The 24,409-nt window shown below is 62.8% G+C and carries 23 protein-coding genes and 1 tRNA gene; 12 read left to right on the plus strand and 12 right to left on the minus strand.

What is annotated here, in order from left to right:
* The first annotated feature begins 18 nt into the window (after nucleotides 1-18).
* Nucleotides 19-2,229, plus strand: a complete 2,211-nt coding sequence (yccS, locus tag F0A17_RS16060) for a YccS family putative transporter (RefSeq protein ID WP_149329369.1) — start codon at nucleotides 19-21, stop codon at nucleotides 2,227-2,229.
* A 6-nt stretch (nucleotides 2,230-2,235) separates the two neighbouring features.
* Here yccS and recG read toward each other — a convergent pair whose 3' ends face one another.
* Both recG and F0A17_RS16070 read right to left on the minus strand, forming a co-directional pair.
* Nucleotides 2,236-4,329 (minus strand): ATP-dependent DNA helicase RecG, encoded by a 2,094-nt coding sequence (gene recG, locus F0A17_RS16065; protein WP_149329370.1) that lies wholly within the window; start codon nucleotides 4,327-4,329, stop codon nucleotides 2,236-2,238.
* Complete coding sequence (locus F0A17_RS16070) at nucleotides 4,326-5,246, minus strand: hydrogen peroxide-inducible genes activator (protein WP_149329371.1); 921 nt, start codon at nucleotides 5,244-5,246, stop codon at nucleotides 4,326-4,328. The genes recG and F0A17_RS16070 overlap by 4 nt, the downstream gene beginning before the upstream one ends.
* 76 nt (nucleotides 5,247-5,322) lie before the next feature.
* Between F0A17_RS16070 and F0A17_RS16075 the strand changes: the two genes are divergently transcribed.
* A complete protein-coding gene (locus F0A17_RS16075; RefSeq protein ID WP_149329372.1) occupies nucleotides 5,323-6,195 on the plus strand; it encodes an NAD-dependent epimerase/dehydratase family protein in 873 nt (290 codons plus the stop codon).
* Between the two features lie 91 nt (nucleotides 6,196-6,286).
* Here F0A17_RS16075 and F0A17_RS16080 read toward each other — a convergent pair whose 3' ends face one another.
* The 7 genes from F0A17_RS16080 to F0A17_RS16110 form a co-directional block, all read right to left on the minus strand.
* Entirely contained in the window at nucleotides 6,287-6,790 is a 504-nt protein-coding gene (locus tag F0A17_RS16080; protein WP_149329373.1) for an acyloxyacyl hydrolase, read from the minus strand.
* A gap of 65 nt (nucleotides 6,791-6,855) precedes the next feature.
* Nucleotides 6,856-7,365, minus strand: a complete 510-nt coding sequence (thpR, locus tag F0A17_RS16085; protein WP_149329374.1) for an RNA 2',3'-cyclic phosphodiesterase — start codon at nucleotides 7,363-7,365, stop codon at nucleotides 6,856-6,858.
* A gap of 6 nt (nucleotides 7,366-7,371) precedes the next feature.
* Nucleotides 7,372-7,761: a RidA family protein gene (locus tag F0A17_RS16090; RefSeq protein ID WP_149329375.1), complete on the minus strand. Its 390-nt coding sequence runs from the start codon at nucleotides 7,759-7,761 to the stop codon at nucleotides 7,372-7,374.
* Between the two features lie 84 nt (nucleotides 7,762-7,845).
* Nucleotides 7,846-9,981, minus strand: a complete 2,136-nt coding sequence (locus tag F0A17_RS16095) for a RelA/SpoT family protein (RefSeq protein ID WP_149329376.1) — start codon at nucleotides 9,979-9,981, stop codon at nucleotides 7,846-7,848.
* A 23-nt stretch (nucleotides 9,982-10,004) separates the two neighbouring features.
* A complete protein-coding gene (gene rpoZ / locus F0A17_RS16100; RefSeq protein ID WP_149329377.1) occupies nucleotides 10,005-10,265 on the minus strand; it encodes a DNA-directed RNA polymerase subunit omega in 261 nt (86 codons plus the stop codon).
* Nucleotides 10,266-10,409: 144 nt separating this feature from the next.
* Nucleotides 10,410-11,024 carry a guanylate kinase gene (gene gmk / locus F0A17_RS16105; RefSeq protein ID WP_149329378.1) on the minus strand — a complete coding sequence of 205 codons (615 nt, stop codon included), beginning with the start codon at nucleotides 11,022-11,024 and terminating at the stop codon, nucleotides 10,410-10,412.
* Between the two features lie 92 nt (nucleotides 11,025-11,116).
* Nucleotides 11,117-11,998 (minus strand): YicC/YloC family endoribonuclease, encoded by an 882-nt coding sequence (locus tag F0A17_RS16110; protein ID WP_149329379.1) that lies wholly within the window; start codon nucleotides 11,996-11,998, stop codon nucleotides 11,117-11,119.
* A 200-nt stretch (nucleotides 11,999-12,198) separates the two neighbouring features.
* Here F0A17_RS16110 and rph point away from each other — a divergent pair, with 200 nt between their 5' ends.
* Nucleotides 12,199-12,936, plus strand: coding sequence for a ribonuclease PH (gene rph / locus F0A17_RS16115; RefSeq protein ID WP_149329380.1), 738 nt, complete (start codon nucleotides 12,199-12,201; stop codon nucleotides 12,934-12,936).
* Between the two features lie 169 nt (nucleotides 12,937-13,105).
* Here rph and F0A17_RS16120 read toward each other — a convergent pair whose 3' ends face one another.
* The gene (locus F0A17_RS16120) at nucleotides 13,106-13,873 is read right to left on the minus strand and encodes an exodeoxyribonuclease III (protein WP_149329381.1); all 768 of its coding nucleotides are present in this window, start codon (nucleotides 13,871-13,873) and stop codon (nucleotides 13,106-13,108) included.
* A gap of 142 nt (nucleotides 13,874-14,015) precedes the next feature.
* Here F0A17_RS16120 and pyrE point away from each other — a divergent pair, with 142 nt between their 5' ends.
* The 4 genes from pyrE to rep all read left to right on the plus strand — a co-directional run bounded on the left by pyrE (nucleotide 14,016) and on the right by rep (nucleotide 17,899).
* Nucleotides 14,016-14,687 carry an orotate phosphoribosyltransferase gene (gene pyrE / locus F0A17_RS16125; protein ID WP_149329382.1) on the plus strand — a complete coding sequence of 224 codons (672 nt, stop codon included), beginning with the start codon at nucleotides 14,016-14,018 and terminating at the stop codon, nucleotides 14,685-14,687.
* Nucleotides 14,688-14,726: 39 nt separating this feature from the next.
* Entirely contained in the window at nucleotides 14,727-15,293 is a 567-nt protein-coding gene (locus F0A17_RS16130; protein ID WP_149329383.1) for a YfaZ family outer membrane protein, read from the plus strand.
* 64 nt (nucleotides 15,294-15,357) lie between these two features.
* Entirely contained in the window at nucleotides 15,358-15,831 is a 474-nt protein-coding gene (gene trmL, locus F0A17_RS16135) for a tRNA (uridine(34)/cytosine(34)/5-carboxymethylaminomethyluridine(34)-2'-O)-methyltransferase TrmL (RefSeq protein ID WP_149329561.1), read from the plus strand.
* Nucleotides 15,832-15,847: 16 nt separating this feature from the next.
* Nucleotides 15,848-17,899, plus strand: coding sequence for a DNA helicase Rep (rep, locus tag F0A17_RS16140; RefSeq protein ID WP_149329384.1), 2,052 nt, complete (start codon nucleotides 15,848-15,850; stop codon nucleotides 17,897-17,899).
* 82 nt (nucleotides 17,900-17,981) lie between these two features.
* Here the strand turns inward: rep and F0A17_RS16145 are convergent, their stop codons facing one another.
* The gene (locus F0A17_RS16145; protein WP_149329385.1) at nucleotides 17,982-18,905 is read right to left on the minus strand and encodes a c-type cytochrome; all 924 of its coding nucleotides are present in this window, start codon (nucleotides 18,903-18,905) and stop codon (nucleotides 17,982-17,984) included.
* 236 nt (nucleotides 18,906-19,141) lie between these two features.
* Here F0A17_RS16145 and lhgO point away from each other — a divergent pair, with 236 nt between their 5' ends.
* The 3 genes from lhgO to F0A17_RS16160 all read left to right on the plus strand — a co-directional run bounded on the left by lhgO (nucleotide 19,142) and on the right by F0A17_RS16160 (nucleotide 21,954).
* A complete protein-coding gene (gene lhgO / locus F0A17_RS16150; RefSeq protein WP_149329386.1) occupies nucleotides 19,142-20,344 on the plus strand; it encodes an L-2-hydroxyglutarate oxidase in 1,203 nt (400 codons plus the stop codon).
* 174 nt (nucleotides 20,345-20,518) lie between these two features.
* Nucleotides 20,519-20,595, plus strand: a tRNA-Arg gene (locus F0A17_RS16155).
* 165 nt (nucleotides 20,596-20,760) lie between these two features.
* On the plus strand, nucleotides 20,761-21,954 hold the full coding sequence (locus F0A17_RS16160) for a tyrosine-type recombinase/integrase (protein WP_149329387.1): 1,194 nt from the start codon (nucleotides 20,761-20,763) through the stop codon (nucleotides 21,952-21,954).
* Here the strand turns inward: F0A17_RS16160 and F0A17_RS16165 are convergent.
* Nucleotides 21,951-23,225 (minus strand): hypothetical protein, encoded by a 1,275-nt coding sequence (locus F0A17_RS16165; RefSeq protein WP_149329388.1) that lies wholly within the window; start codon nucleotides 23,223-23,225, stop codon nucleotides 21,951-21,953. The two genes, F0A17_RS16160 and F0A17_RS16165, sit on opposite strands and share 4 nt — an antisense overlap.
* Nucleotides 23,226-23,517: 292 nt before the next feature.
* Between F0A17_RS16165 and F0A17_RS16170 the strand changes: the two genes are divergently transcribed.
* Complete coding sequence (locus F0A17_RS16170; protein WP_149329389.1) at nucleotides 23,518-23,823, plus strand: helix-turn-helix transcriptional regulator; 306 nt, start codon at nucleotides 23,518-23,520, stop codon at nucleotides 23,821-23,823.
* Nucleotides 23,820-24,083 (plus strand): hypothetical protein, encoded by a 264-nt coding sequence (locus F0A17_RS16175; protein WP_149329390.1) that lies wholly within the window; start codon nucleotides 23,820-23,822, stop codon nucleotides 24,081-24,083. Before F0A17_RS16170 ends, F0A17_RS16175 begins: the two co-directional genes overlap by 4 nt.
* Nucleotides 24,084-24,409 lie beyond the last annotated feature (326 nt).

Below are 24,409 nucleotides of genomic sequence, written 5' to 3' on the forward strand. Positions count from 1 at the left end.
TGCGAGATGATGCCTTTCATGCCGATATCGCTATCGCTCTCGCTGCAACGACTCTGGACGCTGGACAAGTTCGCCTACAGCCTGCGGGTCTTTCTCGCCTTCAGCGGGGCGCTCGCGCTGAGCTGGGTGCTGGCCGACATCGCGCTGCTGATCCCGCTGTTCCTGGGCATCATCGCCAGCGCCCTGTCGGAGACTGACGACAGTTGGCAAGGGCGGCTGCAGGCATTGCTGGTGACGCTGCTCTGCTTCGCCGTCGCATCGCTTGCCGTGCGCTGGCTCTTTCCCTGGCCGTGGCTGTTCGCCGTCATGCTGGGTGTTTCCACCTTCGTCCTGATCATGCTCGGCGCGGTGGGGCAGCGCTACGCCACCATCGCCTCCGGCACGCTGATACTGGCGATCTACACCATGATCTCCATCGAGCACCACGCCAGCGTGCCCGAGGCGGGGGGCTGGAACCAGACGTTGCTCATCCTGTTGGGGGCGGCCTGGTACGGGGCGATTTCAGTGATCTGGTGCGCACTGTTCTCGCGCCAGCCGGTCAAGCAGAGCATGGCCCAGCTCTATCGCGAGCTGGGCAAGTATTTGATCCTCAAGTCGATGCTGTTCGAGCCGCTACGTGGGCTGGACGTGGAGGCTCGCCGCTTGGCGCTGGCGCGGCAGAACGGCAAGGTGGTCGAGGCGCTCAATCGCGCCAAGGAGATGATCTTTCGCCGACTCGAGGGGCAGCGCGGCAGCCGCAAGCTTAACCGCTACCTGCGTATCTACTTCATTGCCCAGGACATTCACGAGCGGGCCAGCTCCTCGCACTACCCCTACGCACAGCTGACCGACGCCTTTTTCCATCACGACGTGCTGTTCCGCTGCCAGCGCCTGCTCGACCAGCAGGGGCAGGCGTGCAAGCGGCTGGGCAAGGCACTGTTGCTCAATCGTCCTTTCGAGCACGGCCAGAGCGAACGGGCGCTCGCCGATCTGCGCGCTTCCATCGATCATCTGCGTGCCATGGACAATCCGGCGTGGCGTGGCCTGATGCCTCCGCTCACCGCCCTGGCCGACAACCTCGCCACCCTGGAAGAGCAGCTGGCCATGGCGCACAATCCCGACGCTGGCGCCGATCAGGACGATGTCAGCTTGCTTGATCGCTCGCCATCGAGCCTGAAGGATGCCTGGGAGCGCATTCGTCTTAATCTGACGATGGGCTCACCCACCTTTCGCCATGCGATCCGGTTGCCCCTGGCCCTGCTGGTGGGATACGGCCTGTTGCACCTGATTCATCCCACCCAGGGGTTCTGGATCCTGCTCACCACGCTATTCGTCTGCCGCCCCAACTTCGCCGCCACCCGGCGTTTCCTGGTCCAGCGCATTGCCGGCACCGTGCTGGGGCTGACCGTCGGCTGGGCCTCGATCACACTGTTTCCCAGTGCGTTGCTGCAGACACTGATCGCAGTGTTGTCAGGGGTGACCTTCTTCGCCACCCGTGAAAAGCATTACATCGTTGCCACCGCCGCGATCACGCTGCTGGTGCTGTGCAGCTTCAACCAGGTCGGCGACGGCTTCGACCTGATCTGGCCGCGGCTCTTCGATACGCTGATCGGCGCGTTGATCGCCGGTGCAGCGGTGTTCTTCATTCTGCCCGACTGGCAGGGAAGGCGCCTGCATCGCGAGGCGGCCAGCGCGCTCACCGCCAGCCGCCGCTACCTGGAGGAAATCCTGCAGCAGTATCAGAGCGGCAAGCAGGACGATCTCGCCTACCGACTGGCGCGGCGCAACGCCCACAACGCCGATGCCGCGCTGTCAACGTTGCTGGCCAACCTGCTACAGGAGCCCGAGCACTACCGCCGTCGCGATGCCGATGAAGGTTTCCGTTTTTTGGTACTGTCGCACACCCTGCTTGGGTATCTCTCGGCGCTGGGTGCCCATCGGCACCGACTCGGCGAGGCGGATTATGTCGCTCGCCTAGTTCCCGCCGCGCGCCGCATCGCCGACTATCTGGAGATGCTGTCGGATCGCCTGGTTCGGCGCGTACCGGTGGCTGGACTCGAAGAGGCGAGAGAGGCACTGGTGGCATGGTTCGAAAGCGAGTCTCAGGGGGCTGAGGGCGAAATCTACCGCCCCATGCAGACCCAGCTACTGTTGATCGCGCGGCAGTTGGGGCCCCTGACAGAAGCGGCCGATCGCCTGATCGAGGTACGCCATGATTCGGCCGGCGCGGGCGCCGCTGCGGCGGGTTGAGGCCCGTCATACCTGACCGTAGCGTCCCGCCTCGTCGCCGAGCCAGCGGCGGATCAGCGGCCGGCTGGCCTCGGGGTGCCCGGCGAGCAGCGCCTCAGCCAGGGAAGGAATGCGTTCGAGAAGGTCGGCGTCGCGCTCGAGATCGGCGATCTTCATCTGAGCCAGCCCCGTCTGGCGGGTACCCAACACTTCGCCGGGACCGCGCAGCTCCAGGTCCTTCTCGGCGATGCGGAACCCGTCGGTGGTCTCGCGCATCACCGCCAACCGCTCCCGGGAGTGAGCCGACAGCGGACCGTGATAGAGCAGCACGCAGAAACTCTCGGTCGACCCACGTCCCACCCGACCGCGCAGCTGATGCAGCTGCGAAAGCCCCAGCCGTTCGGGATTCTCGATAATCATCAGGCTGGCATTGGGCACGTCGACGCCCACCTCGATCACCGTGGTGGCGACCAGCAGGTCGAGCTCGCCATGCTTGAAGGCATCCATTACGCCGGCCTTTTCGGTGGCCTTCATGCGTCCGTGTACCAGGCCGATGGCGAGTTCCGGCAACGCCTCGGTGAGCTCGTCGCGGGTGGCTTCGGCGGCTTGACATTGCAACGCGTCGGACTCCTCGATCAGGGTGCAGACCCAGTAGGCCTGACGTCCTTCGGCGCAGGCGTGGCGGATTCGGGTGACCACCTCCGGACGGCGCTCATCGGGGACTACCACTGTCTTCACCGGTGTGCGTCCGGGCGGCAGTTCGTCGATGATCGAAACGTCGAGGTCGGCGTAGGCGCTCATTGCCAGGGTGCGTGGAATCGGTGTGGCGGTCATTACCAGTTGGTGCGGCGTGAGGCCCCCGGCTTCCCCCTTTTCGCGTAGCGCCAAGCGCTGGTGCACGCCGAAGCGGTGCTGTTCGTCAATGATGGCGAGTCCCAGGCGCTGGAAGTGCACGTCGCCCTGAAACAGGGCGTGGGTGCCCACCACCATGCGAGCCCGTCCGTCGAGAATGGCCGCCTTGGTATCGAGGCGCGCCTTGCCCTTGAGCTTGCCCGACAGCCAGGCCACCTCGATGCCGAGCGGCTCGAACCAGGCCTTGAAGGTATGATAGTGCTGCTCGGCCAGGATCTCGGTGGGCGCCATCATGGCCGCCTGGCAGTCGCCGGCGATGGCGGCCAGCGCAGCCATCGCCGCGACCACCGTCTTGCCCGAGCCGACGTCGCCCTGCACCAGGCGCAGCATGGGCACCTCGCGTGCCAGGTCGCTGCCGATCTCGTCGAGCACGCGGCGCTGGGCGCCGGTCAGGGAGAACGGAAGCTGGGTAAGAAAGCGCGTCTGCAGGCCGCGTCCGCTGGGCAGCCCCGGCGCGCCGTCCTGCTGGATTCTCAGGCGCACCTCTCTCAGGCTCAGGCGATGCGCGAGCAGTTCCTCCAGCGCCAGCCGGCGCGTGGCCGGATGCCGGCCGCTGGCGAGCCGTTCGGGATCGGCATCCGGCGGTGGTTGGTGCAACACATGCAGGGCCTGATGTAGCTCGGGCAGGGCGAAGCGTTGGCGCAGCTCGCTGGGAATCCAATCGGGCAGCGCCTCGGGAGCGGCGTCGTGCCGTTCCAGTGCCTGTTCAATCAGCGCCCGCAAGCGCGCCTGGTGCAACCCTTCGGTGGTCGGGTAGATCGGTGTCAGGTGATCCTCGACCGGCGCCGTATCGCTGGTCAACAGGCGGTACTCGGGGTGGTAGATCTCCAGGCCGGTGGCGCCGGCACGGGCCTCGCCGAAGCAGCGCACCCGGGCACCGGAGCGGAATTGCTGCTGCTGCGCAGGGGAGAAATGGAAGAAACGCAGGCTGATGATGCCCGAACCGTCACGCAGCCTGACCAGCAGGCTGCGGCGGCGTCCCTTGACCACCTCGCTGGCCGAGACCTCGCCCTCCACCACCGCCTCGTGACCGGCCCGCAGGGTGCCGATCGGCGTAATACGGGTGCGGTCCTGATAGCGCAGCGGCAAATGAAACAGCAGGTCGGCCACGCTCTCCACGCGCAGCCGGGCCAGCTTCAGCCGCAGCGCTTCTCCCACTCCCTTGAGGGAGGTGACCGGCGCGTCAAGCGCATTGGTGTCAGCGCTCATGCCGGTTCGGGAAGCGCCTCGTGACATTGCTGGATCGCATCGGTGACGGCATCGATCGCCTTGGGTCGCGGGAAGCTGGCGCGCCAGGCGATGGCCACGGTGCGCGACGGGGCCGGCGAACGGAAGGGACGGCTGGTGAGCAGGCCGCTCTCGTAATGGCCGGTACCGATGGCCGAGCGCGGCAGCACGGTAATGCCGAGCTTGGAGGCGACCATGTGGCGGATGGTTTCCAGCGAGCCGCCTTCGGCCGTCAGGGTATTGCTCGGACTGTTGAGCTGCGCGCTGATCGCCGGACAGGCCTCGAGGATCTGATCGCGGAAGCAATGACCTTCGCCGAGCAGCAGCAGGCGCTCCTTGAGCAGATCCTCCTTCTCGATGACATCACGCTGGCTCCAGGCGTGGTTGGCCGGCATGAGGACCTCGAACTCCTCCTCATAGAGGGGCTTGGTGACCACGTCGGTCTCGGTGAACGGCAGCGCGATGATGATGGCGTCGAGCTCGCCGCTACGCAGCTTGCGCCGCAGGTTGGCGGTGAAGCCCTCCTCGATGTACAGCGGCATCTGCGGAGCGCTGCGCGTCAGCGACGGTATCAGATGAGGGAACAGGTAGGGGCCGATGGTATAGATCGCGCCGATGCGCAGGGGGCTGGCCAGCTGATCCTTGCCGGCGTTGGCCAATTCCTTGATCACACTGCTCTGCTCCAGTACGCGCTGGGCCTGCTCGACGATCTTCTCGCCCAGCGGGGTAACCTGGACAGTGGACTTCGAGCGCTCGAACAGGGCCACGCCAAGCTCTTCCTCAAGTTTCTTGACGGCCACCGACAGCGTCGGCTGCGAGACGAAGCAGCGCTCGGCGGCGCGTCCAAAATGCCGCTCCTGAGCCAAGGTTACGATATAGCGAAGTTCTGTTAGAGTCATGTCTGGTGCCCTTGGGCATCCTCTCGGACGATAGATGACTTTCAATAGGGACTTTTTATCAGGGGGCGAGAGAAAGGTGAAGAAAACGACATTGATTCTGGGCTGTGGCGATATCGGCATGGTGCTGGGGCGCGAGCTGCTGGTAGCCGGACATCACGTGATCGGCGCCCGCCGCAGCGTAGCGGCATTGGAGGGTTCCGGCATCGAACCGCTGGCACTCGACCTGCTTGACGAGGACGCGTTGGCCAGATTGCCTGACGCCGACTACGTGGTCTACATCCTCAGTGCCGACCGCTTCGACGAGGCCGCCTATCGAGCCGCCTATTGCGACGGCCTCAAGACGGTGTTGCGCATCTATGAGGGACGCGACAGGGCGCCGAAGCGCCTCTTCTTCGTCTCGTCCACCAGCGTCTATGCGCAGAAAGAGGGCGAGCGGGTTGATGAGGAGAGCCCCGCGGAAGCGGCCGGATTCTCCGGGACGGTGATGCGCGAGGCTGAGCGAGCCTTGCGCGAGAGTGCGCTGGCCGGCACCACGGTGCGTTTCTCGGGCATCTACGGCCCGGGACGCGACCGCCTGATCCGACAGGTACTCGAGAGACGTATCGCGCCCAAGACACCCCCGATGTACTCCAACCGCATCCATCGCGACGATTGCGCCGGCGTGCTGAAGCACCTGATCGGTCTCGATATCGCCGGCCAGCCGCTCGACGATCTCTACCTGGCCAGTGACTGTGCGCCGGAGCCGCTGCACGAGGTGATGGCCTGGCTCGCCCTCCAGCTCAAGGTGGAGCCGACCGAAGTGATCCAGGCACCGCTGCGCAAGCGCGCAAGCAAACGCTGCGACAATACCCGCCTGCGCGAGACGGGCTATGTCTTTCGCTTTCCCAGCTACCGAGACGGCTACGCTCAGGTGATGGAGGAGGGCGGCTTCCTGGCCGAACCGGTCTGATCCGGGCCTGGCGCGACAGGCAATGCGGGAAAACGCCCGCGCTGCCTGTTTGCTCTGGTTCCGGGCATCCCGTTTTCCCGCCGACCTGCGCTCACAGCGGCAAACGGTAGCCCAGGGCGAGCACCTCGATGCCTTCGTTGGGCGCCTTGATGCCCGCATTGGAATAATGCGTGAAGCTCAGCGAGAGTTCGCCGGGTCCCAGCGACCCTCCCAAGGCGATGCGATCCTGGAACTGAAACGCCGTGGAGAGATCGCGCGAGCCGATCCGCGCATCGAGAAACACCGCAGCGCCGATGCCGCCCTCGACGAAGACGCTCCTCTCCCCGGCGAAAGTGTAGCGCAGCATCGGCGAGAGCAACCAGGCGGCGTTTTCGTCGCTCTCCTCTCCGTTGAGCAACAGCAGGCCGGTAGCCAGGCGCAGGTCAAGCTGCGGATGCAGGCGATCGAGACCGATCATGGTATCGAATTCGATTCGAGCGGCGGCTCTCGACTCGCTGGTGGCGCCACCTGCGATATAGAGATCGGCCAGACCGGTGGGACTGCCCGTCATGAGAAAACAGGCCGCCAGAGTGGCGGCGGATTTTCGCTGGATCATGGTTTCTCCTTTCGCGTACGCACCGGTGCGGGGCGACTCACCGTTGGCGCGCTTCGTCCTTGAGCTCAGTTCTGCGATTCCGCCAGGGCCTGGTAGCGTGCGCCACGATCATCGATGATCGATTGAATCAGCGCTATCTGATTATAAGACCATGCCAGCGCTACGTCGGGTAATCCTTGTCGCTCGAAGGTGGCAGCGCGTCGCAGCAGAGTGACGTGGGGAACGAATCGGGCGGGGCGGCCCCCCAAGCCGAGTGTTTCGAGCGTGCCCCATAAGGCTTCCTGCAAACGTGACAAGGCCGGGTGGGGGCCCCCGCCGACCCAGACGATACCCGGCCGTCGGAAGCAGCCCCAGCGGTCGATGTGCCATCTGCCGGGTTCGATGCGCTGACCGCCCACCCAGTCGGCCAACTCGCTCGCCTGCGCCTCGCCCACCTCGCCGAGGAAGGCGAGCGTCAGGTGCAGGTTGTCGTCCGGCATGCGTCGACCGCCGCAGCGCGCGTGGGCGGCATCCGCCAGCTCACCGAGCCGCTGGCGCAGCTCGGACGGCGGCATCAGGGCCAGAAACAGCCTCACGCTCTGCTAGTCTCCAATCACCATGACGGCTTCGGCTTCCACCTGAGCGCCTTTCGGCAGCGCCTTTACGCCTACCGCGGCACGCGCCGGGTAGGGCGCTTCGAAGAACTCCTCCATGATCCGATTGACGATGGCGAAGTTGTCGAGGTCGACCAGGTACAGATTGATCTTGACGATCTCGCCCAGCGAGCCGGCAGCCTCCTCGCATACCGCCTTGAGGTTGGCGAAGACCTGGCGCGCCTGGGCTTCGAAATCGTCGGAAACGAGCGCCATGGTGGCCGGGTCGAGCGGGATCTGGCCGGAGAGATAGACGGTGTTGCCGGCCTTGATGGCCTGGGAGTAAGGGCCGATGGCGGCGGGCGCTTTGTCGGTATTGATGACAGCCTTGTTGCTCATGGTGGGTCTCCTTGTGATTCTCATGGCGATGCACTAACGAAAGGCCCGCTCGTCGCCAGAGCGACGAACGGGCCGGAAGCGGATTCAGTTGCCGACGCGCGAGATCCTGCCGACGTGCGATAGGTTACGGATGCGCTTGATGATTCGGGCCAGGTGAACGCGATCGCGTACCGCCAGGGTGAGGTGCACGATGGAGAGGCGCGCGTCGCGCTCCTCAATGCCGATGCGCTCGATATTGGCGTCAGCATCGGTGACCAGGCTGGCGAGTTCCGCCACCAGGCCACGGCGACTCTCGATCTCGATGCGCAGCGCCACCGGGAAATCCTCGACGATCTCGTGGGACCACTCCAGCGCGAACAGCTTGTCCGGATCGTTCCTCAGTTCGTCGAGATTGCGGCATTCGGCACGGTGCACCACGATGCCCTTGCCTACCGACAGGTGGCCGACTACCGGGTCACCCGGCAGCGGATGGCAGCAGCGGGCGAACTTGATCACCATGCCCTCGGCGCCGCTGATCAAGATCGGCCCCTGGGGCTGGAGCGTGCGTTGGCCGGCCTCGGCCATGTCGCCGTGCAGGATGTCGATCAGACGACGGGCCACCACGTGGGTCACCCGAGTGCCGAGGCCGATCGATTCGAGCAGGCTCTCCTCGCTCTTGAGCGAGAGCTCCTCAAGCAGTTCCGGCAGGACGTTCTCCGGCAGTTCTTCCAGGCTGGTTTCGAAATCGCCCAGCGCCTTGTTGAGCAGGCGCCGGCCGAGTTGAACCGCCTCGGTGTGTTGCTGGTGCTTGAGGGCGTGACGAATTGCCGAACGGGCCTTGGCGGTAACCACGAAATTGAGCCAGGCCAGGTTGGGGCGAGCGCCCGGTGCGGTGATGATCTCCAGCGTCTGGCCGCTTTCCAGCCGGGTGGAGAGTGGCGCCAGGTGGCGATCGATGCGACAGGCGATGCAGTTGTTGCCGATATCGGTGTGCACCGCATAGGCGAAGTCGATCACCGTGGCGCCCTGGGGCAGTTCCATGATGTCGCCACGCGGCGTGAACACGTAGATGTCGTCGGGGAACAGGTCGTTCTTGACGTGCTCGATGAACTCCAGCGAGTCGCCGGCGTGACGCTGCATCTCCAGCAGCCCCTTGACCCACTCCCGGGCGCGGGCATGGCTGCCCTCGGCGATGGGATGTTCGGTCTGGCCCGCCTTGTAGAGCCAGTGGGCGGCGATGCCGTTGTTGGCCATGGCTTCCATCTCGCGAGTGCGAATCTGCACCTCGATGGGCATGCCGCCACTGCCGAACAGGGTGGTATGCAGGCTCTGGTAGCCATTGGCCTTGGGTATGGCGATGTAGTCCTTGAAGCGCCCTGGCACCGGCTTGTAGAGGTTGTGCACCACACCGAGGATGCGGTAGCAGCTGTTGACGTCTTCGGTGATGATGCGAAAGCCGAACACGTCCATGATTTCGGCGAACGGCTTGCGCTGGTCGCGCATCTTTTTGTAGATCGACAGCAGGTGCTTCTGGCGGCCTACCACGGTGCCGGGCAGGCCTTCGTCGTCGAGGCTTTTCTGCAAAGTGGTCTGGACTTGGCGGATTGCCGAACGGCGGTGGCCTCGGGCGCTGGAAACGGCGCGCTTGATGCGCTCGGCGCGCATCGGATGCAGTGCCTGGAAGGAGAGATCCTCGAGTTCCACCCGAATGGTATTGATGCCCAGCCGACTGGCGATGCGGGCATAGATCTCGAGCGTCTCGCGGGCGATGCGCCGCTTCTTCTCAGGGCGCAGGGCGCCCAGGGTGCGCATGTTGTGCAGGCGGTCGGCGAGCTTGACGATGATCACGCGAATATCGCGCGACATTGCCAGCACCATTTTCTGAAAATTCTCGGCCTGGGCGACGGCCTTGTCCTCGAAGGTGATCTGGGTCAGCTTCGAGACACCGTCGACCAGCTCCGCCACCGGCTTGCCGAACTGCTCGGCCAATGCCTCCTTGGACACGCCGGTATCCTCGATCACGTCGTGCAGCATGGCCGACATCAGGCTCTGATGGTCCATGTGCATGTTGGCGAGGATGTTGGCCACCGCCAGCGGGTGGGTGACGTAGGGTTCACCGGAGCGTCGCCGCTGGCCGTCGTGGGCCTGCTCGGCATAGTAGAAGGCGCGCTTGACCTGCTGAATCTCGTCGGCTGGAAGGTAGCCGCCGAGTCGGTCGGCCAGGTCGTCGATGGTGAACATTAGCGCGCCTTGGGTGACTTGCCTTACTCCTCGAGGGGAATGCCCGGCTCGCCCTCGCGACGAATCCGGACCGGCGCCTCGATCGGCTCGTCCAATACGCTATGATCGACCAGGCCGGCGGCGATCTCGCGCAGGGCCATGACGGTGGGCTTGTCGTTCTCCCACGGCAGCTGGGCATCGCGAGAGCCACGGGCCAGTTGGCGAGCGCGCTGGGTGGAGATCATCACCAGCTTGAAGCGGTTTTCGACGTTATCCAGACAATCTTCGACGGTGACACGCGCCATAGGGGGTCTTCCCGGAAACTGTGAGGGGATGTCCGGCAAGCGCCGAGCATCCAAGAAAATGGAATAGGACAAACTAGATTACTCGACGCCCGGCGGCCGTGACAAGCGTCGGCGACAGGGGCAGGGCAAGTGCCTGCGCCGAGGTCAGGACAACAGCGCCGCCAGCAGCGAGCCGTGGGCTTCACGCACCCGCGCCAGGCTGAGGCGACGGCTGATCACCAGCGATTGCAGCTCGCGCAGGGCGGTGGTGAAGTCGTCGTTGATCACCAGATAGTCGTACTCATCGTAGTGCGACATCTCGCTGACCGCGTCGCGCATGCGCCGCGCGATGGTGGCATGCTCGTCGGTGCCGCGGCTGGCCAGGCGGCGCTCCAGCTCGTCACGCGAGGGGGGCAGGATGAAGATAGACACCGCATCGGCCATCTGGCTGCGCACCTGACGGGCCCCTTGCCAGTCGATCTCGAGGATCACGTCCTGGCCGGCGTTCAGCATCGCCTCCACGGCCGGCCGCGAGGTGCCGTAGTAATTGTCGAACACCCTGGCATGTTCAAAAAACTCGCCGCGCGCGATCATCGCCTCGAACTCGGCGGTTTCCACGAAGTGGTAGTTGACGCCGTTCACCTCGCCGCGGCGCCGGGCCCGGGTGGTATGGGACACCGAGACCTGGATGCCGTCGAGGCTCTCGATCAGCTCGCGCACCAGGGTGGTCTTGCCGGCGCCGGAAGGCGCGGAAACGATGAAAAGCGTGCCTTGGGACATGGGGAAACTTCCGTAATGAGCGACTGCGATGACGCTGATACAGCCTGCCTGGCGCAAAGGTGAAACGGGCCCATATTATACACGCCGAGACGCTACTCGATATTCTGGATCTGCTCTCTCATCTGCTCGATCAGCACCTTGAGTTCCACCGCGCAGCGCGTGGTGCTGGCCACCGCCGATTTGGAGGAGAGGGTGTTGGCCTCGCGGTTGAGTTCCTGCATCAGGAAGTCGAGACGGCGTCCCTTGGGGCCCTTCTGGCCGAGCTGACGCTCCACTTCGCCGACATGGGTCTCGAGCCGGTCGAGCTCCTCGTCGACGTCGGCCTTCTGTGCCAGCAGGACCAGCTCGGCCTCGAGCCGCTGGGGATCGAGCTCGGCCCGAATCGCTTCCAGCCGCTCCAACAGTTGGGCACGCTGGCGCTCGAGAATCTCCGGCATCCGCTGGCGCACCTCGGCCACTTGTTCGCGTACGCCGGACAGCCGCTCACGGATCAGCGTCGCCAGCTTTGCCCCTTCTCGAGCGCGGGCATCGATCAGCTCGTCAAGGGAAACCTGGAACAGCGAGGCGGCTTCGGCCTTCACCGTTTCCAGGTCGATGCCCTGGGCTTCGACAATGCCGGGATGATCGAGCAGGGCCAGGGCATCGGGCATGGCGACCTGGGGCAGCGCCTCGCGGATTTCGCCCAGCGCCTCAGCCAGCGCGACCAGGCGTTTATGATTGACCGCCAGGCTCTCGCTGGCGTCGGTGGGCTCGAAGCGCAGGTAGCATTCGACCTTACCGCGGGCGAGCCGCTCACGCAGCGTCTCGCGAAAACTGGGCTCGAGGTCGCGCAGCGCCTCGGGCAGTCGAAAGAAGGGCTCCAGGTAGCGCTGGTTCACCGAGCGCAGTTCCAGCTGCAGGCTACCCCAGTCGCCTTCCCGGCTCCCGCGGGCGAAGGCGGTCATGCTGTGAACCCGAGTGCTGTGGTCGACCATGGTGATTCCTCTTTCGATCGGCGGTACCGCGATGGCCAGCTTGTCGGCCTGTTGCAGGAGGAGTGTAACCGATTCCTTGTCACGACCGTGTGGCCGACCGTGTAGAATGGGCGGCCATTCGGCGCCCGCCCCCATGAATCGACGCTTTCCGTCACCTTGCGCTGGGCGCTTTCGAACCCACTGCCGATTCGAGAGGTAACATGGTTTCCGACCCCACTCGCCCCAGCGGGCGACGCCCCGACCAGCCGCGCGAGATTCGCCTGACCCGTGACTATACGCGTCATGCCGAAGGCTCTGTGCTGGTGGAGTTCGGCGACACCAAGGTGCTATGCAACGCCAGCGTCGAGGCCGGCGTGCCGCGCTGGCTGCGCGGCAAGAACCAGGGCTGGGTCACCGCCGAGTACGGCATGCTGCCTCGCGCCACTCACACTCGGGGCGGTCGCGAGGCGGCGCGCGGCAAGCAGGGTGGCCGCACCCTGGAGATCCAGCGCCTGATCGGGCGCTCGCTGCGCGCCGCGGTGAACCTGAAGAAACTGGGGGAATTCACCATTACCGTCGACTGTGATGTGATCCAGGCCGACGGTGGCACCCGCACCGCCTCTATCACCGGCGGTTGCGTGGCGCTGGTGGATGCCATTCGTTACCTGCAGCGCAAAAAGCTGATCAAGAGCGACCCCTTCGTGCAGCTGGTCAGTTCGGTCTCGGTGGGGCTCTTCAAGAGCGTTCCGGTGGTGGACCTCGACTATCCCGAGGACAGTGCCGCCGAGACCGACATGAACGTGGTCATGGCCGAGCCGGGTGGATTGATCGAAGTGCAGGGCACCGCCGAGGCGGGGGTATTCTCGCGGGAACAGCTCAACGCCATGCTGGAGCTGGCCGAAAACGCTGGCGCCCAGCTCTTCGAGCATCAGCGCGAGGCGCTAGGTATCCGTCGCTGAGCCAAACCCAAGGACGAAGGGCGCCGATTCGTGCGCTGCCGCGACGATGAATGGCGGATCGTCGCCGGAGCGCAGCAATCATCAGCGATTCTCCAAAGCATCGCGCCGGCCTTGCAGGGCCGGCGCGATGCGGTCCGGTCCAGGCCGGGCCGCGACGAAAGGGCGCAGGTCACAGCGCCAGGTCGTACTCCACGAACAGCGGGGCGAACTCGCTGAAGGTGGCGTCGTAATCGATCCAGGCATCGACCACGTGGCGGCGCAGGTTGGGGCCGACGATCTGATAGTCGATGCGCCATCCCTCCTGGCGTGAGCGCGGCACTTCCTGATCCAGCTTGGGCCACCAGGTGTATTCGCCGGCGTCGCGGTTGATCTCGCGGAAGGTGTCGATGAAGCCGGTGGGGCCGAATACCTGATCCATCCAGGCGCGCTCTTCGGGCTTGAAGCCCGGGGTGGCCTGGTTATCGGCCCAGTTGGCCAGATCGAGGGTCTTGTGGGCGATATGCCAAGTGCCGCAGATGATGTACTCGCGGCGCTTGCGCGCCATCTTGCTCAAGTACTCCTGGTACTGCGCCATGAAAGCCTGCTTGGCGGCGTAGTCGCTGCCGTCGGGCATCAGGAAGCTGGCGATGCTGAAGCGGTCGTAATCGGCCTGCAGGAAGCGCGCTTCGTGGTCGCACTGGGGAAAGCCGAGACCGTACATGATGGCCTTGGGGATCTTGCGGCAGTACAACCCCACGCCGGAGAAACCGTCCTGCTCGGCGTCCAGGAAGTAGCCCTCGTAGCCTTCCGGATAAAGGATGCTATCGTCGAGTTCGAAGCTCTTGGCCTTGAGGTTCTGGACGCAGATGACATCGGCGTCCTGTTCGGCCAGCCAGTCGAGAAAACCTCGCCCGACGGCCTCGCGGATTCCGTTGACATTGATGGTGGCAATTTTCATACATGGTCCCTTTGACGTCGCGCGTGTATGATACCCGACGTTTCGACGTTTGGGTAAATGGCCCGCATGGCAATTCATGGTAGGACGGTTTTTTTCATGCCATGGGGCTAAGTGATAGCGGGGGATCGCCGTGGCGGCCAGCATGCAAGCCTATCAGCGTGAATTCATCGAGTTCGCCATCGAGCAAGGCGTACTGAAATTCGGCGAGTTCACGCTCAAGTCGGGTCGCGTCAGCCCCTACTTCTTCAACGCCGGCCTGTTTCGCAGCGGCGGCGCCTTGGCGCGGCTGGGACGTTTCTACGCCGATGCCATCGAGGCCAGTGGCCTGGGTTATGACGTGCTGTTTGGTCCGGCCTACAAAGGCATTCCGCTGGCCGCGGCCACTGCGGTGGCGTTGGCCGACCATCATGACCGCGATCTGCCCTTCGCCTTCAACCGCAAGGAGGCGAAGGATCACGGCGAAGGGGGCAACATCGTCGGCGCCGAGCTAGCCGGCCGCATCCTGATCATCGACGACGTGATCACGGCCGGCACCGCGGTTCGCGAAGTGATGGCGCTGATCGAGGCCGCCGGTGCCGAAGCGGCCGGCGTGGTGATCGCTCTGGATCGTCAGGAGTGCGGACAGGCTGAAGGTGGGGCAGAAAGGCGAAGCGCCATTCAGGAAGTCGAGGCGCGCTACGGTATACCGGTGGTCAGTATCGTGACGCTCGATATGGTACTGGCGTATCTTGAGCGGTATGCGGGTGAAGCGCTTCAGCGTCACGCGTCGGCCATTCGCGACTACCGGGCGCGCTATGGTGTCGCAGGCGGTTAACGTTCCAGCATGTTACGCGTAGCAAGCAAGGAGTCATCGATGAATACGCTTGGACAGTTCGCCAAGGCCGCCCTGGCCGCGGGCATTCTGTTTGCCGCTACCGGCGCCCACGCCGCCGGTAGCCTGGATCTCAACCTTGGCGCCGATGCCGTGCAATTCGAGGCGGCCGGCGAGCTCACCCAGGGCGTGGCCCTGGGCGGTGGGGTGACCCAGAGCGAGTACCGAGAGGATGCCAGCATCTATCATGCCCAACTGCTGGGCGTGCAGCGCACCCGCGAGCGCGATGTCGGCATCGGCGGGCGATGGACCCAGTTCGATACCGATTACGGTAACGGCGGCGGCCTGGGCCTGGGCGGCTACGGCTATGTCTACCTGCCGCAGATGCCCGATGTCTCGCTGGGCGGCTATGCCTTCTACACGCCGGGCGTAGTGACCAGCAACGACCTCGAGGACGGCTACGAGGTTGGTCTGCGGGCGCGCTACGCCTTCACGCCCAACGTCGACGGCTATGTCGGCCTGCGTCAGACGAGGGCCGATTTCGACAACCGCCACGGCAGCCGTACCCTGGATCGGGGCGCACAGGTGGGGGTTCGCCTGAGCTTCTGAGTTCCCCCTTCGTCGCGCCGACGGGCCCCTACGGGGGCCCGTGCGCGTTCACCGGCAGGCCGCCATGCTCGATGTCGTGCTCTTCGAACCCGAAATACCTCCTAACACCGGCAACCTGATCCGTCTGTGCGCCAACAGCGGTTTCCGCTTGCATCTGATCGAGCCGCTGGGTTTTGTCCTCGATGACAAACGGCTGCGCCGCGCCGGGCTCGACTACCATGAGTGGGCGACGGTCAGCGTACACCGTGATTGGTCGGCCTTCGTCGAGGCAGTGGACCCTCCGCGGATATACGCCGTGTCGACCCGCGGTCGGACGGGCTACCACGAACCGGCGTATCGCCCCGGCGATGCCCTGCTGTTTGGCCCCGAGACCCGCGGCCTGCCGCAGGCCATGCTCGACGCGTTACCCCCCGAACGGCGGTTGCGCATTCCCATGCTGCCGGGCAGCCGCAGCCTCAACCTCTCCAACGCCTGCGCCATCCTGATGTTCGAAGCCTGGCGACAGCTGGGCTTCGCTGGCGCGGCGGCCCCTGAATAGCGCCCGAGACACGCCCATGAGCATTCAGCAACGCCTTGCCAAGCTCAACCCACGCCAGCAGGAAGCGGTGCGCTACATCGACGGCCCCTGCCTGGTGCTGGCCGGCGCCGGTTCGGGCAAGACCAGCGTAATCACGACCAAGATCGCCTACTTGGTGCAGGTATGCGGCATGAGTGCACGGCGCATCGCGGCGGTAACCTTCACCAACAAGGCTGCCCGCGAGATGAAGGAACGGGTGGGGCAGATGCTCAAGGGCAAGGAGGGTCATGGGCTGACCGTCTCGACCTTCCACACCCTGGGACTCAACATCATTCGCGGCGAGCTCAAGGCGCTGGGCTACAAGCCGGGTTTCTCGCTGTTCGACCCCGAGGACGCCAAGGCGCTGCTGCGCGACCTGATGAACAAGGACGCCCAGGTCGACGCCGAGCAGATCAACGCCGTGCAGCACCAGATCTCGGAGTGGAAGAACGACCTGGTGCTGCCGGGCCAGGCGCTGTCCCATGCCGTGGACGAGGACGAACAGTACGCCGCGCGGGTCTACGAAGCCTACGTGCGTCACCTCAAGGCCTACAACGCGGTGGACTTCGACGACCTGATCCTGCTGCCGGTGGTACTGCTCAAGGATCATCCCGAGGTGCTGGCGCGCTGGCGGCGCAAGATTCACTACATGCTGGTGGACGAGTACCAGGACACCAACGTCTCCCAATACCTGCTGGTCAAGCTATTGATGGCCGAGCGCAAGACTTTCACCGTGGTGGGCGACGACGACCAGTCGATCTATGCCTGGCGCGGCGCGCGGCCCGAAAACCTGGTGACCTTGGGCGAGGACTTCCCGCGGCTCAATGTGATCAAGCTGGAGCAGAACTACCGCTCCACCGGCACCATTCTGCGCGCCGCCAATACCCTGATCGCCAACAACCCCCACGTTTACGAGAAGACCCTGTGGTCGGAGATGGGCCAGGGCGCGCCGATCCGCGTGGTGGTCAACCGCCACGAGGAGGCCGAGGCCGAGCGGGTAGCCAGCGAGATTCTCACCCGGCGCATCAAGGAGCGTGCCGAGTGGCGCGACTTCGCGGTGCTCTACCGCGGCAACTTCCAGGCACGGCTGCTCGAACTCAAACTGCAGCATTACCAGATTCCCTACAAGCTCTCCGGCGGCACCTCGTTCTTCTCGCGCAACGAGATCAAGGACGCCATGGCTTACCTGCGCCTGCTGATCAACCCGGCCGACGACAATGCCTTCCTGCGCATCGTCAACGTGCCGCGCCGCGAGATCGGCCCCGGCACCCTGGAGAAGCTGGCCAATTACGCCACCGAGCGTGGCGTCTCGCTATTCGACGCCTGCCATGAGCTGGGCCTGGAGCAGCAGTTGCCGGCGCGGGCAGTGGAGCGGCTCTCGCGCTTCACCCACTTCATCGACGGCGTGCGTCGGCGCATGGATGGCGGCGACGCCCTGGCCGCGATACGCGGCATGCTGCTCGAGATGGACTACGAGGCGTGGCTCTACCAGAACGCCAGCGCGCCCACCATCGCCGAGCGGCGCATGGCCAACGTGTGGACGCTGATCGATCAGCTCGAGAAGTCGATGAGGCGCGACCCCGAGGAGATCGAGGCGGAAGACGCCGCCGAAACCGACGACGTGGAGGCGGCCATCTCGCGGCTGGTGCTGCGCGACATCCTCGAACAGCAGGCCGAGGAGGACGACACTGACAAGGTGCAGCTGCTGACCATGCACGCCTCCAAGGGTCTGGAGTTCCCTCACGTCTACCTGATGGGCCTTGAAGAGGAACTCCTGCCCCATCGCAACGCCATCGAGGCGGGGACGGTGGAGGAGGAGCGCCGCTTGGCCTATGTCGGCATCACCCGGGCGCGCCAGACCCTGACCCTGACCCTCGCTCGCCAGCGCAAGGCCTTCGGCGAGCTGATGGACTGCACGCCGAGCCGCTTCCTCGACGAGTTGCCGACCGATGACCTCGAGTGGGAGGGGCGCGCCGACCGGGAAGACCCGGAGAAGAAGCAGGCGCGGGGACAGGACGCCATCGCCGGGCTGCGCTCGTTGCTGGGCTAATCCCGACGGTGCCGGAGGGAGACATGAACGACGATGGGGCGCCAGAAGGCGCCCCATCGCTGGTTCCGACCCGCGCCGCAGGTTACTTGACGGGTTCGACCAGGAAATCCACGGCGGCACGGACCTCATCGTCGGAGAGGCCCATGTTACCGCCCTTGGGCGGCATGGCGCCGACGCCGTTGATGGCGTGGTCGTACAGGGTCTCGATGTCCTGATCGATGCGGCCTTCCCACTCGCCGGCTTCACCACGGCGCGGCGCACCGGCGGCGCCAGTCATGTGGCACGCCATGCAGGCCTGGTTGTAGATGGCCTCGCCGTCGATCCCGGCATGAGCCGGCTCGTCGCCAGCGGCTTGTTCGTCGGCGGCGGCTTCCTCGACGGCCTCTTCATCGGCGGGAGCCTCTTCGGTCGCCACGGCGGCGGCTTCGGCCTGCTCGTCTACCGGGCCCTCTTCGGTCACGGCCTCCTCGTCGGTAGCGGCTTCAGCCTCGTCACCGGCAGCCGCCTCGTCATTGCCTGTGGTTTCTGCCTCGCTGGCGGCTTCTTCTTCCCCGCCCAGCTCCGGCACGTCCATCACCGGACCCACCAAATGGGCGGTGGCGGCGGCGACGTCCTCGTCGGAGAGATTGGGGTTTCCACCACGAGCCGGCATGGCATTGAAGCCGTTGATGGCGTGATCCAGCAGTGTGTCCCAGCCCTTGTCGACGCGGTCGGCCCAGGCGTCCTCCTGGCCGCGCACCGGCGCACCGGCGGCCCCCGATTCATGACATGCCATGCATACCTGGCCGTAGATGGCCTCGCCGTCCGCGCCGTTGCCATCACCACCCGAATCGCTTGCGGCCGCAGCGGCTGTACCGCAGTCCTCACCCTGCAGGCAGAGCTGGCCCACCGGCTTCAGGCGTTCGGCAATGGCATCGCGGTCCACCTCGTCGGCCTGAACGGACGCGGCACCCGCGGCCAGGCCCAGGGTGGCCAGACACCCCATGATCAACTTGCTGGATTTCACTCTCACCACCTCTCGACGGTCCTGTAATCGTAATCTGCCATAGCGACATCGGCATGCGACGGCCGGACGCATGACGCACACAATGCGCCCTAGTATACCGACAACCCGGAGGGCTGGAAAACGGCGTTGCTGCATGCCTTTGCATGAAAGGCAACGGCTCGGCTGGCTTCGTTGATAGCCGCCGGGTATCGTAGAGCTCACTCTTCGGCGTGTTCCACCGGCGACGCGAGGTCCACGTGTACGATTTCCTTATCATTGGCGGCGGCATTCTCGGCCTTTCCACCGCCATGCAGCTCATCGAACGCTATCCCGACAAGAAAATACTGCTGCTGGAGAAGGAGCGCGGCCCCGCGCAGCATCAGACCGGCCACAACAGCGGCGTGATCCATGCCGGGGTCTACTACACCCCGGGCAGCCTCAAGGCGCGCTTTTGTCTCGAAGGCAACCGCGCCACCCGCGAATTCTGCGATCGGCATGCCATCCCCTACGAGATCTGCGGCAAGCTGCTGGTTGCCACCAACGAGCAGGAAATGCAGCGGATGGAAGCGCTCTGGGAGCGTACCGCGGCCAATGGGCTCGAACGAGAGTGGCTTTCGGCCGGGGCGCTCCTTGAGCGTGAGCCCGAAATTGCCGGTCTCGGCGCCATCTTCGTCCCTTCCAGCGGCATCGTCAGCTACGCCCGGGTCGCCGAGGCGATGGCCGAGGAATTCCAGCGCCATGGCGGCCAGATCCGCTACGAGCAGGCCGTGAGCGGCATCGAGGAGCGCTCGAGCGAGGTGATCGTTACCACGGCACGCGGCGGCGAATTCAGCAGCCGTTATCTAATCAGCTGCTCGGGGTTGATGGCCGACCGGATCGTCCGCCTGCTGGGGCGTAAGCCCGGCTTCACCATCTGCCCGTTCCGGGGCGAGTACTACCGCCTGCCCGATCGGCTCAGCGGTATCGTGAACCATCTGATCTATCCGATTCCCGACCCGTCCATGCCGTTTCTCGGCGTGCATCTTACGCGTATGATTGACGGTTCGGTGACCGTCGGCCCCAATGCCGTGCTGGCTCTCAAGCGGGAGGGGTACCACAAGCGTGACGTCTCGCTTGCGGATCTGTCCGGCATGCTGGCCGACCCGGGCATTCTCAAGGTGCTGGGCCGCCATCTCCGGCCCGGACTGCGCGAGATGAAAAACTCGTTGTGGCGCAGGGGTTACCTGGAGGAAGTGCGCAAGTACTGCCCCAGCCTGACCCTGGACGACCTGGAGCCTTGGCCCGCCGGCGTGCGCGCTCAGGCCGTATCGCGCGACGGCCGGCTGATTGACGATTTCCTGTTCGTCAATACCCGACGCACGGTCAACGTTTGCAATGCACCGTCGCCGGCCGCCACGTCGGCCCTGCCCATCGGTCGGCATATCCTGGAAAAGGTCAGTGAGATGGTGCAGTCGGGCTGAGTCCCGTAGCGCCGCCAGGCTGGACAGGCTCGGTGTCGGCGGTTACGATGTTGGCCGCTTCACCGCAAGCAGCGCCCGTAGCTCCGTTGGGCGTAGCCGGAGGGGGAGTGTTGTGCAGCGCAACGCGCTGCCGGCGTGCGGGGTCGACAAGGTTCCCAGCGCCATCTCGTATAAGCGCCCGTAGCTCAGTTGGATAGAGTGTTGGCCTCCGAAGCCAAAGGTCGCAGGTTCGAATCCTGCCGGGCGCGCCAAACCCCCTTCCGAGGCATTCCTCGCAAGGCTTTTTCAAAGCAAGATTTTCCTTAAAAACAGCTAGTTGTGTTCTTTGCCGATCCTGGCCATTCCTTCCCAAGCCTGCTGTAAAATGGTATAGAGACTGGTATAAACCCCAGTTCGAAGATGCTCGCTATACCACCATGCCGCTAACCATCAGAAAAATCGAAACTTCCAAGCCAGGGCCGAAAGTCACCACCCTTACCGACGGCATGGGATTGCAACTCGTGATTTCGCCGAATGGAAGTCGAGGTTGGCGCCTGCGCTATACCCGGCCAAATGGCAAGCGCAACATGATGAGCCTGGGCAGTTACCCCGAGGTGAGCCTTGCCGAAGCCCGCGAGAAGCGCACGGATGCCCGGAGGCTGCTGGATAAGGGCATCGATCCTGTCGAGCATCGTCAGCAGGAGCGGCGAGAGCAGCAGTTTGCCGCCAAGAATACCTTTCGTGTGCTGGCCCAAGAGTGGCACGAAACCATGGCGCCACGCTGGAAGGCGACCTCCAAGCGTGCCAAGGAGAGCTTGAGAGCCCTAGAGGGCCATGTCTTTCCGTATGTGGGCGACAGAGCCATCGACGGTATCAAGCCCCTCGAGTGGCTGGAGATCCTACGCCGGCTCGAAACCGCCGGCAAATTCGAGCAGCGTCGCAAGCTGCACTCCTTCTGCCGCGACATCTATCGCTTTGCCATCATTACCGGTCGTGCGACATATAACCCCCTGACCGATCTTGGTGGCGCCCTGCATCGCTACAAAAAACAGAGCTTCCCGCATGTCTCCCAGGCGGAACTGCCCGAATTGGTCAGGGCTATCGAGAGTTACGACAAGAGCCCGATGGTCAGGGTCGGGCTCAAGCTATTGCTGTTGACCGCCGTTCGCCCCGGCGAGATGCGCATGGCCCGCTGGGAAGAGTTCGACCTGCAAAACGGCGTATGGAAGATCCCTGCCGAGCGCATGAAGATGGCGAGGGCTCATCAGGTACCCCTGCCAACCCAGGCCATTGATGAATTACGTAGCCTGCACCGCTTGACAGGGCGTTTTGGGTTGCTCTTTCCTGGTCGCAACGACTCCACGAAGCCGATCTCAGATACCGCCTTCGGTATGGCTCTAAAGCGCATGGGCTTCGATGGTCGGCATGTGCCGCACGGATCGCGCCACGTCGTGGCTACTGGCCTCAAGGAGATGGGTTTCCCACGTGAATGGATCGAGGCCCAGCTATCCCACAAGTTGCCGGGCCTCGAGGGCGTCTACACACACGCTGAGCATATGTCTCCTGATCAGCGACCAGCAATGATGCAACAATGGGCTGATCATTTATATGATTTCTTTACTCGCGCTTAGATGGTGGCTCTATCAGTCAGAGATCTCAGTACTTTACATGCAAAACCATTTTCGTGGTAAACACTCTCAAGCAAAGCATCTTGCCTTAATGTGATTAGTGATCTGAGAATTGCATCAACGGCGTTTGTTTTTGCCATGTAGTGATCTACATGCTCATAACCCCGCCCCTGAGTGAACTCTTGTTCAATCCTCTCAGATTCAAGTTCTAGTATTTTTTTGTAATTCTCTGAGTATTTGTTCCAAAGAGCGTCTCTTCCGAACTCATACAGAGATATTATCTCTGCCAAAGATTTTCTGTCGATATCCGATATGCATTTTTCAACATATTCCTTTTCTCTTTTATTGCTTCTTAATATTTCCCTTGCGCTTATGTCTACAAAGCCTGGTTTGCTCGCACCTATATTTTGTTCATGGTACCCTATCCATGCTTCAAAAAATGCAGAAACATCAGCTTCGCAAAGAAATTCCAATTTGTTTTCTATGTCTATATTTTTAGAAAATTGAAAGTGGTCCTTTATTATGTCGATAGCCTTCGATAGCTCTCTTCCAGAGATTCCAAATTCACGTTTTAACTCATCTTTTGTTGCTCGTAGTTCTTCAGTGCGCCATAATCCTTTATTGGGAAGACGCTTCGATATCTCACATATATCTTCACGAGATAAGTTGTTTGTATGCGTCCCTAGGCTATATTCTTCTATTAGTGTACTACACAAAAAATATAATTCTTCCAGAAGGGCTTTAATTTCTATTGTTCTACGCTTTAAGTTTAGGAGGTTGATTACAGGAGTTTTAGTAAGATGTTTTTCTTCTCTTGCGTCATGAGAATATCTGAAAGTCTGTCCAGTAGGATCTATTTCAGAAATATCCCTAATATATGGATCAAGTCTATTATTTAATTCTTCTAATCTCTTGTCGGTAATTGATGATTGTTCTCTGTAAAAAGCCCAGAGCTGTCCGATATCATGGTGAGCAGAGATTTTGTATTCCCTAGCAGCATTGTTCTCTCTTATTTTGTCTAGCTTTTTTATAGCACTTTTTACATAAAGCTCAACAGCGTGTCTGATACAAAAAACAATGGGAAATACCAAAATGTCCACTTTACCTACTTCTTCCCTGCTCAATACTTTATCAAGCATGAGAGTGGATGCTTCAACATATCCCACTGCGTAAGAATCAATATCTTGAAAACCGTTATCTCCGACGCATGCATTAAAGCAAATTGGCCCTGCTGGTCCAAAAGTATTATTGAAGAGCCTATGTTTAGCTTCCATATGTCTCAACCAAGCAATATACGTTTGATAGTCAGTTTGACGCTATGTCAAGTGAAAATTCCATGAGCTACTGCTCTTCTCGGTGTAAGTGACTCCATCCACACCGAGGGCTCCTCGTCATTCCCACCATACCTCTGCAAGCTAAGCATGTCCTGGCCAGAAGCCGCTATCTGTAAGAAACCGACTTACAGGTGCATCGCCTCGCCTTCCTGCCAGGACCGCTGCAAGCTGAACAAGACCCGAGCGGCACCGTTCGGACAGTATGAGAACACCATCGCAAGAGGAAAGTTGGATGACAATCCAAGCCACATCGCCTGCCCCTCGCTTCAAAGCCGTCGAGCGCATCCAGCTCGGCAATCGCCTGCTGCGTCGCCGGGAGGTCGAACTGAAGACCGGTAAGAGCCGGTCGGCGATCTACGAGAGCATTCGCCAGGGAACTTTCCCTGCGCCGGTCCCGATTGGCGAGAACAGTGTCGCCTGGCTCGAGGAGGAAATAGACGGCTGGATCGCCGAGCGACTGGCCGAACGCAACAGCACACTGGCCAATGCCCAGTCCCGTCCCAGCTTTTCCCAGTACGCCCAGGAGGCTCGCGCATGAAGCGCTTCGTGCTGACGATCAATGGCCAGTCCGTCACGTTCTCCGAGGGCGATTTGAAGGCCATGGATTCGGCAATGACCGCCGCCGCCAACGTTCCGGGTCGCGAGATCCACCGTAGCGGCCAAAGCGGTACCGTTACGGCGGTTCTACAAGATGATGCCGGAGACGGCCATTTTCGTGACCGTCTTCCCCTAGCTGCCAATACGCAGCGCTTTACCGACCTCGAGCGTGGGCCGGTGGAAACGCTGACCGACTGCTAACCCGCTCCCTGACCTGAAGCAACGACGCTGCTCGGCGCATGCCGAGTGGGTATGGGGAGCCTTTGTGCCCAAAAAACGCAAAAGGCCCCGGCAGCGCGCCCACGCTGTCGAGGCCATATCGAGCAAAACACTCATGCGAAACGATACCACACTCTCTACATCGCGAATGCTCCAAGACTTGCCTGAAAGGGCCAGGAGTGCTTATGATTGCCCTGTCACGGCAAAATCCGTGGCCGAGTTTGGCGACTCGAATTACTCAAGGCGCAGTAGCGCCAACAGCAGCATTGCAGGCGCTTTTTTTGTGCAAGCAATGCCATGTTATGGCG

This window comes from Billgrantia pellis, assembly GCF_008297955.1.
Taxonomy (GTDB): Bacteria; Pseudomonadota; Gammaproteobacteria; order Pseudomonadales; family Halomonadaceae; genus Halomonas; species Halomonas pellis.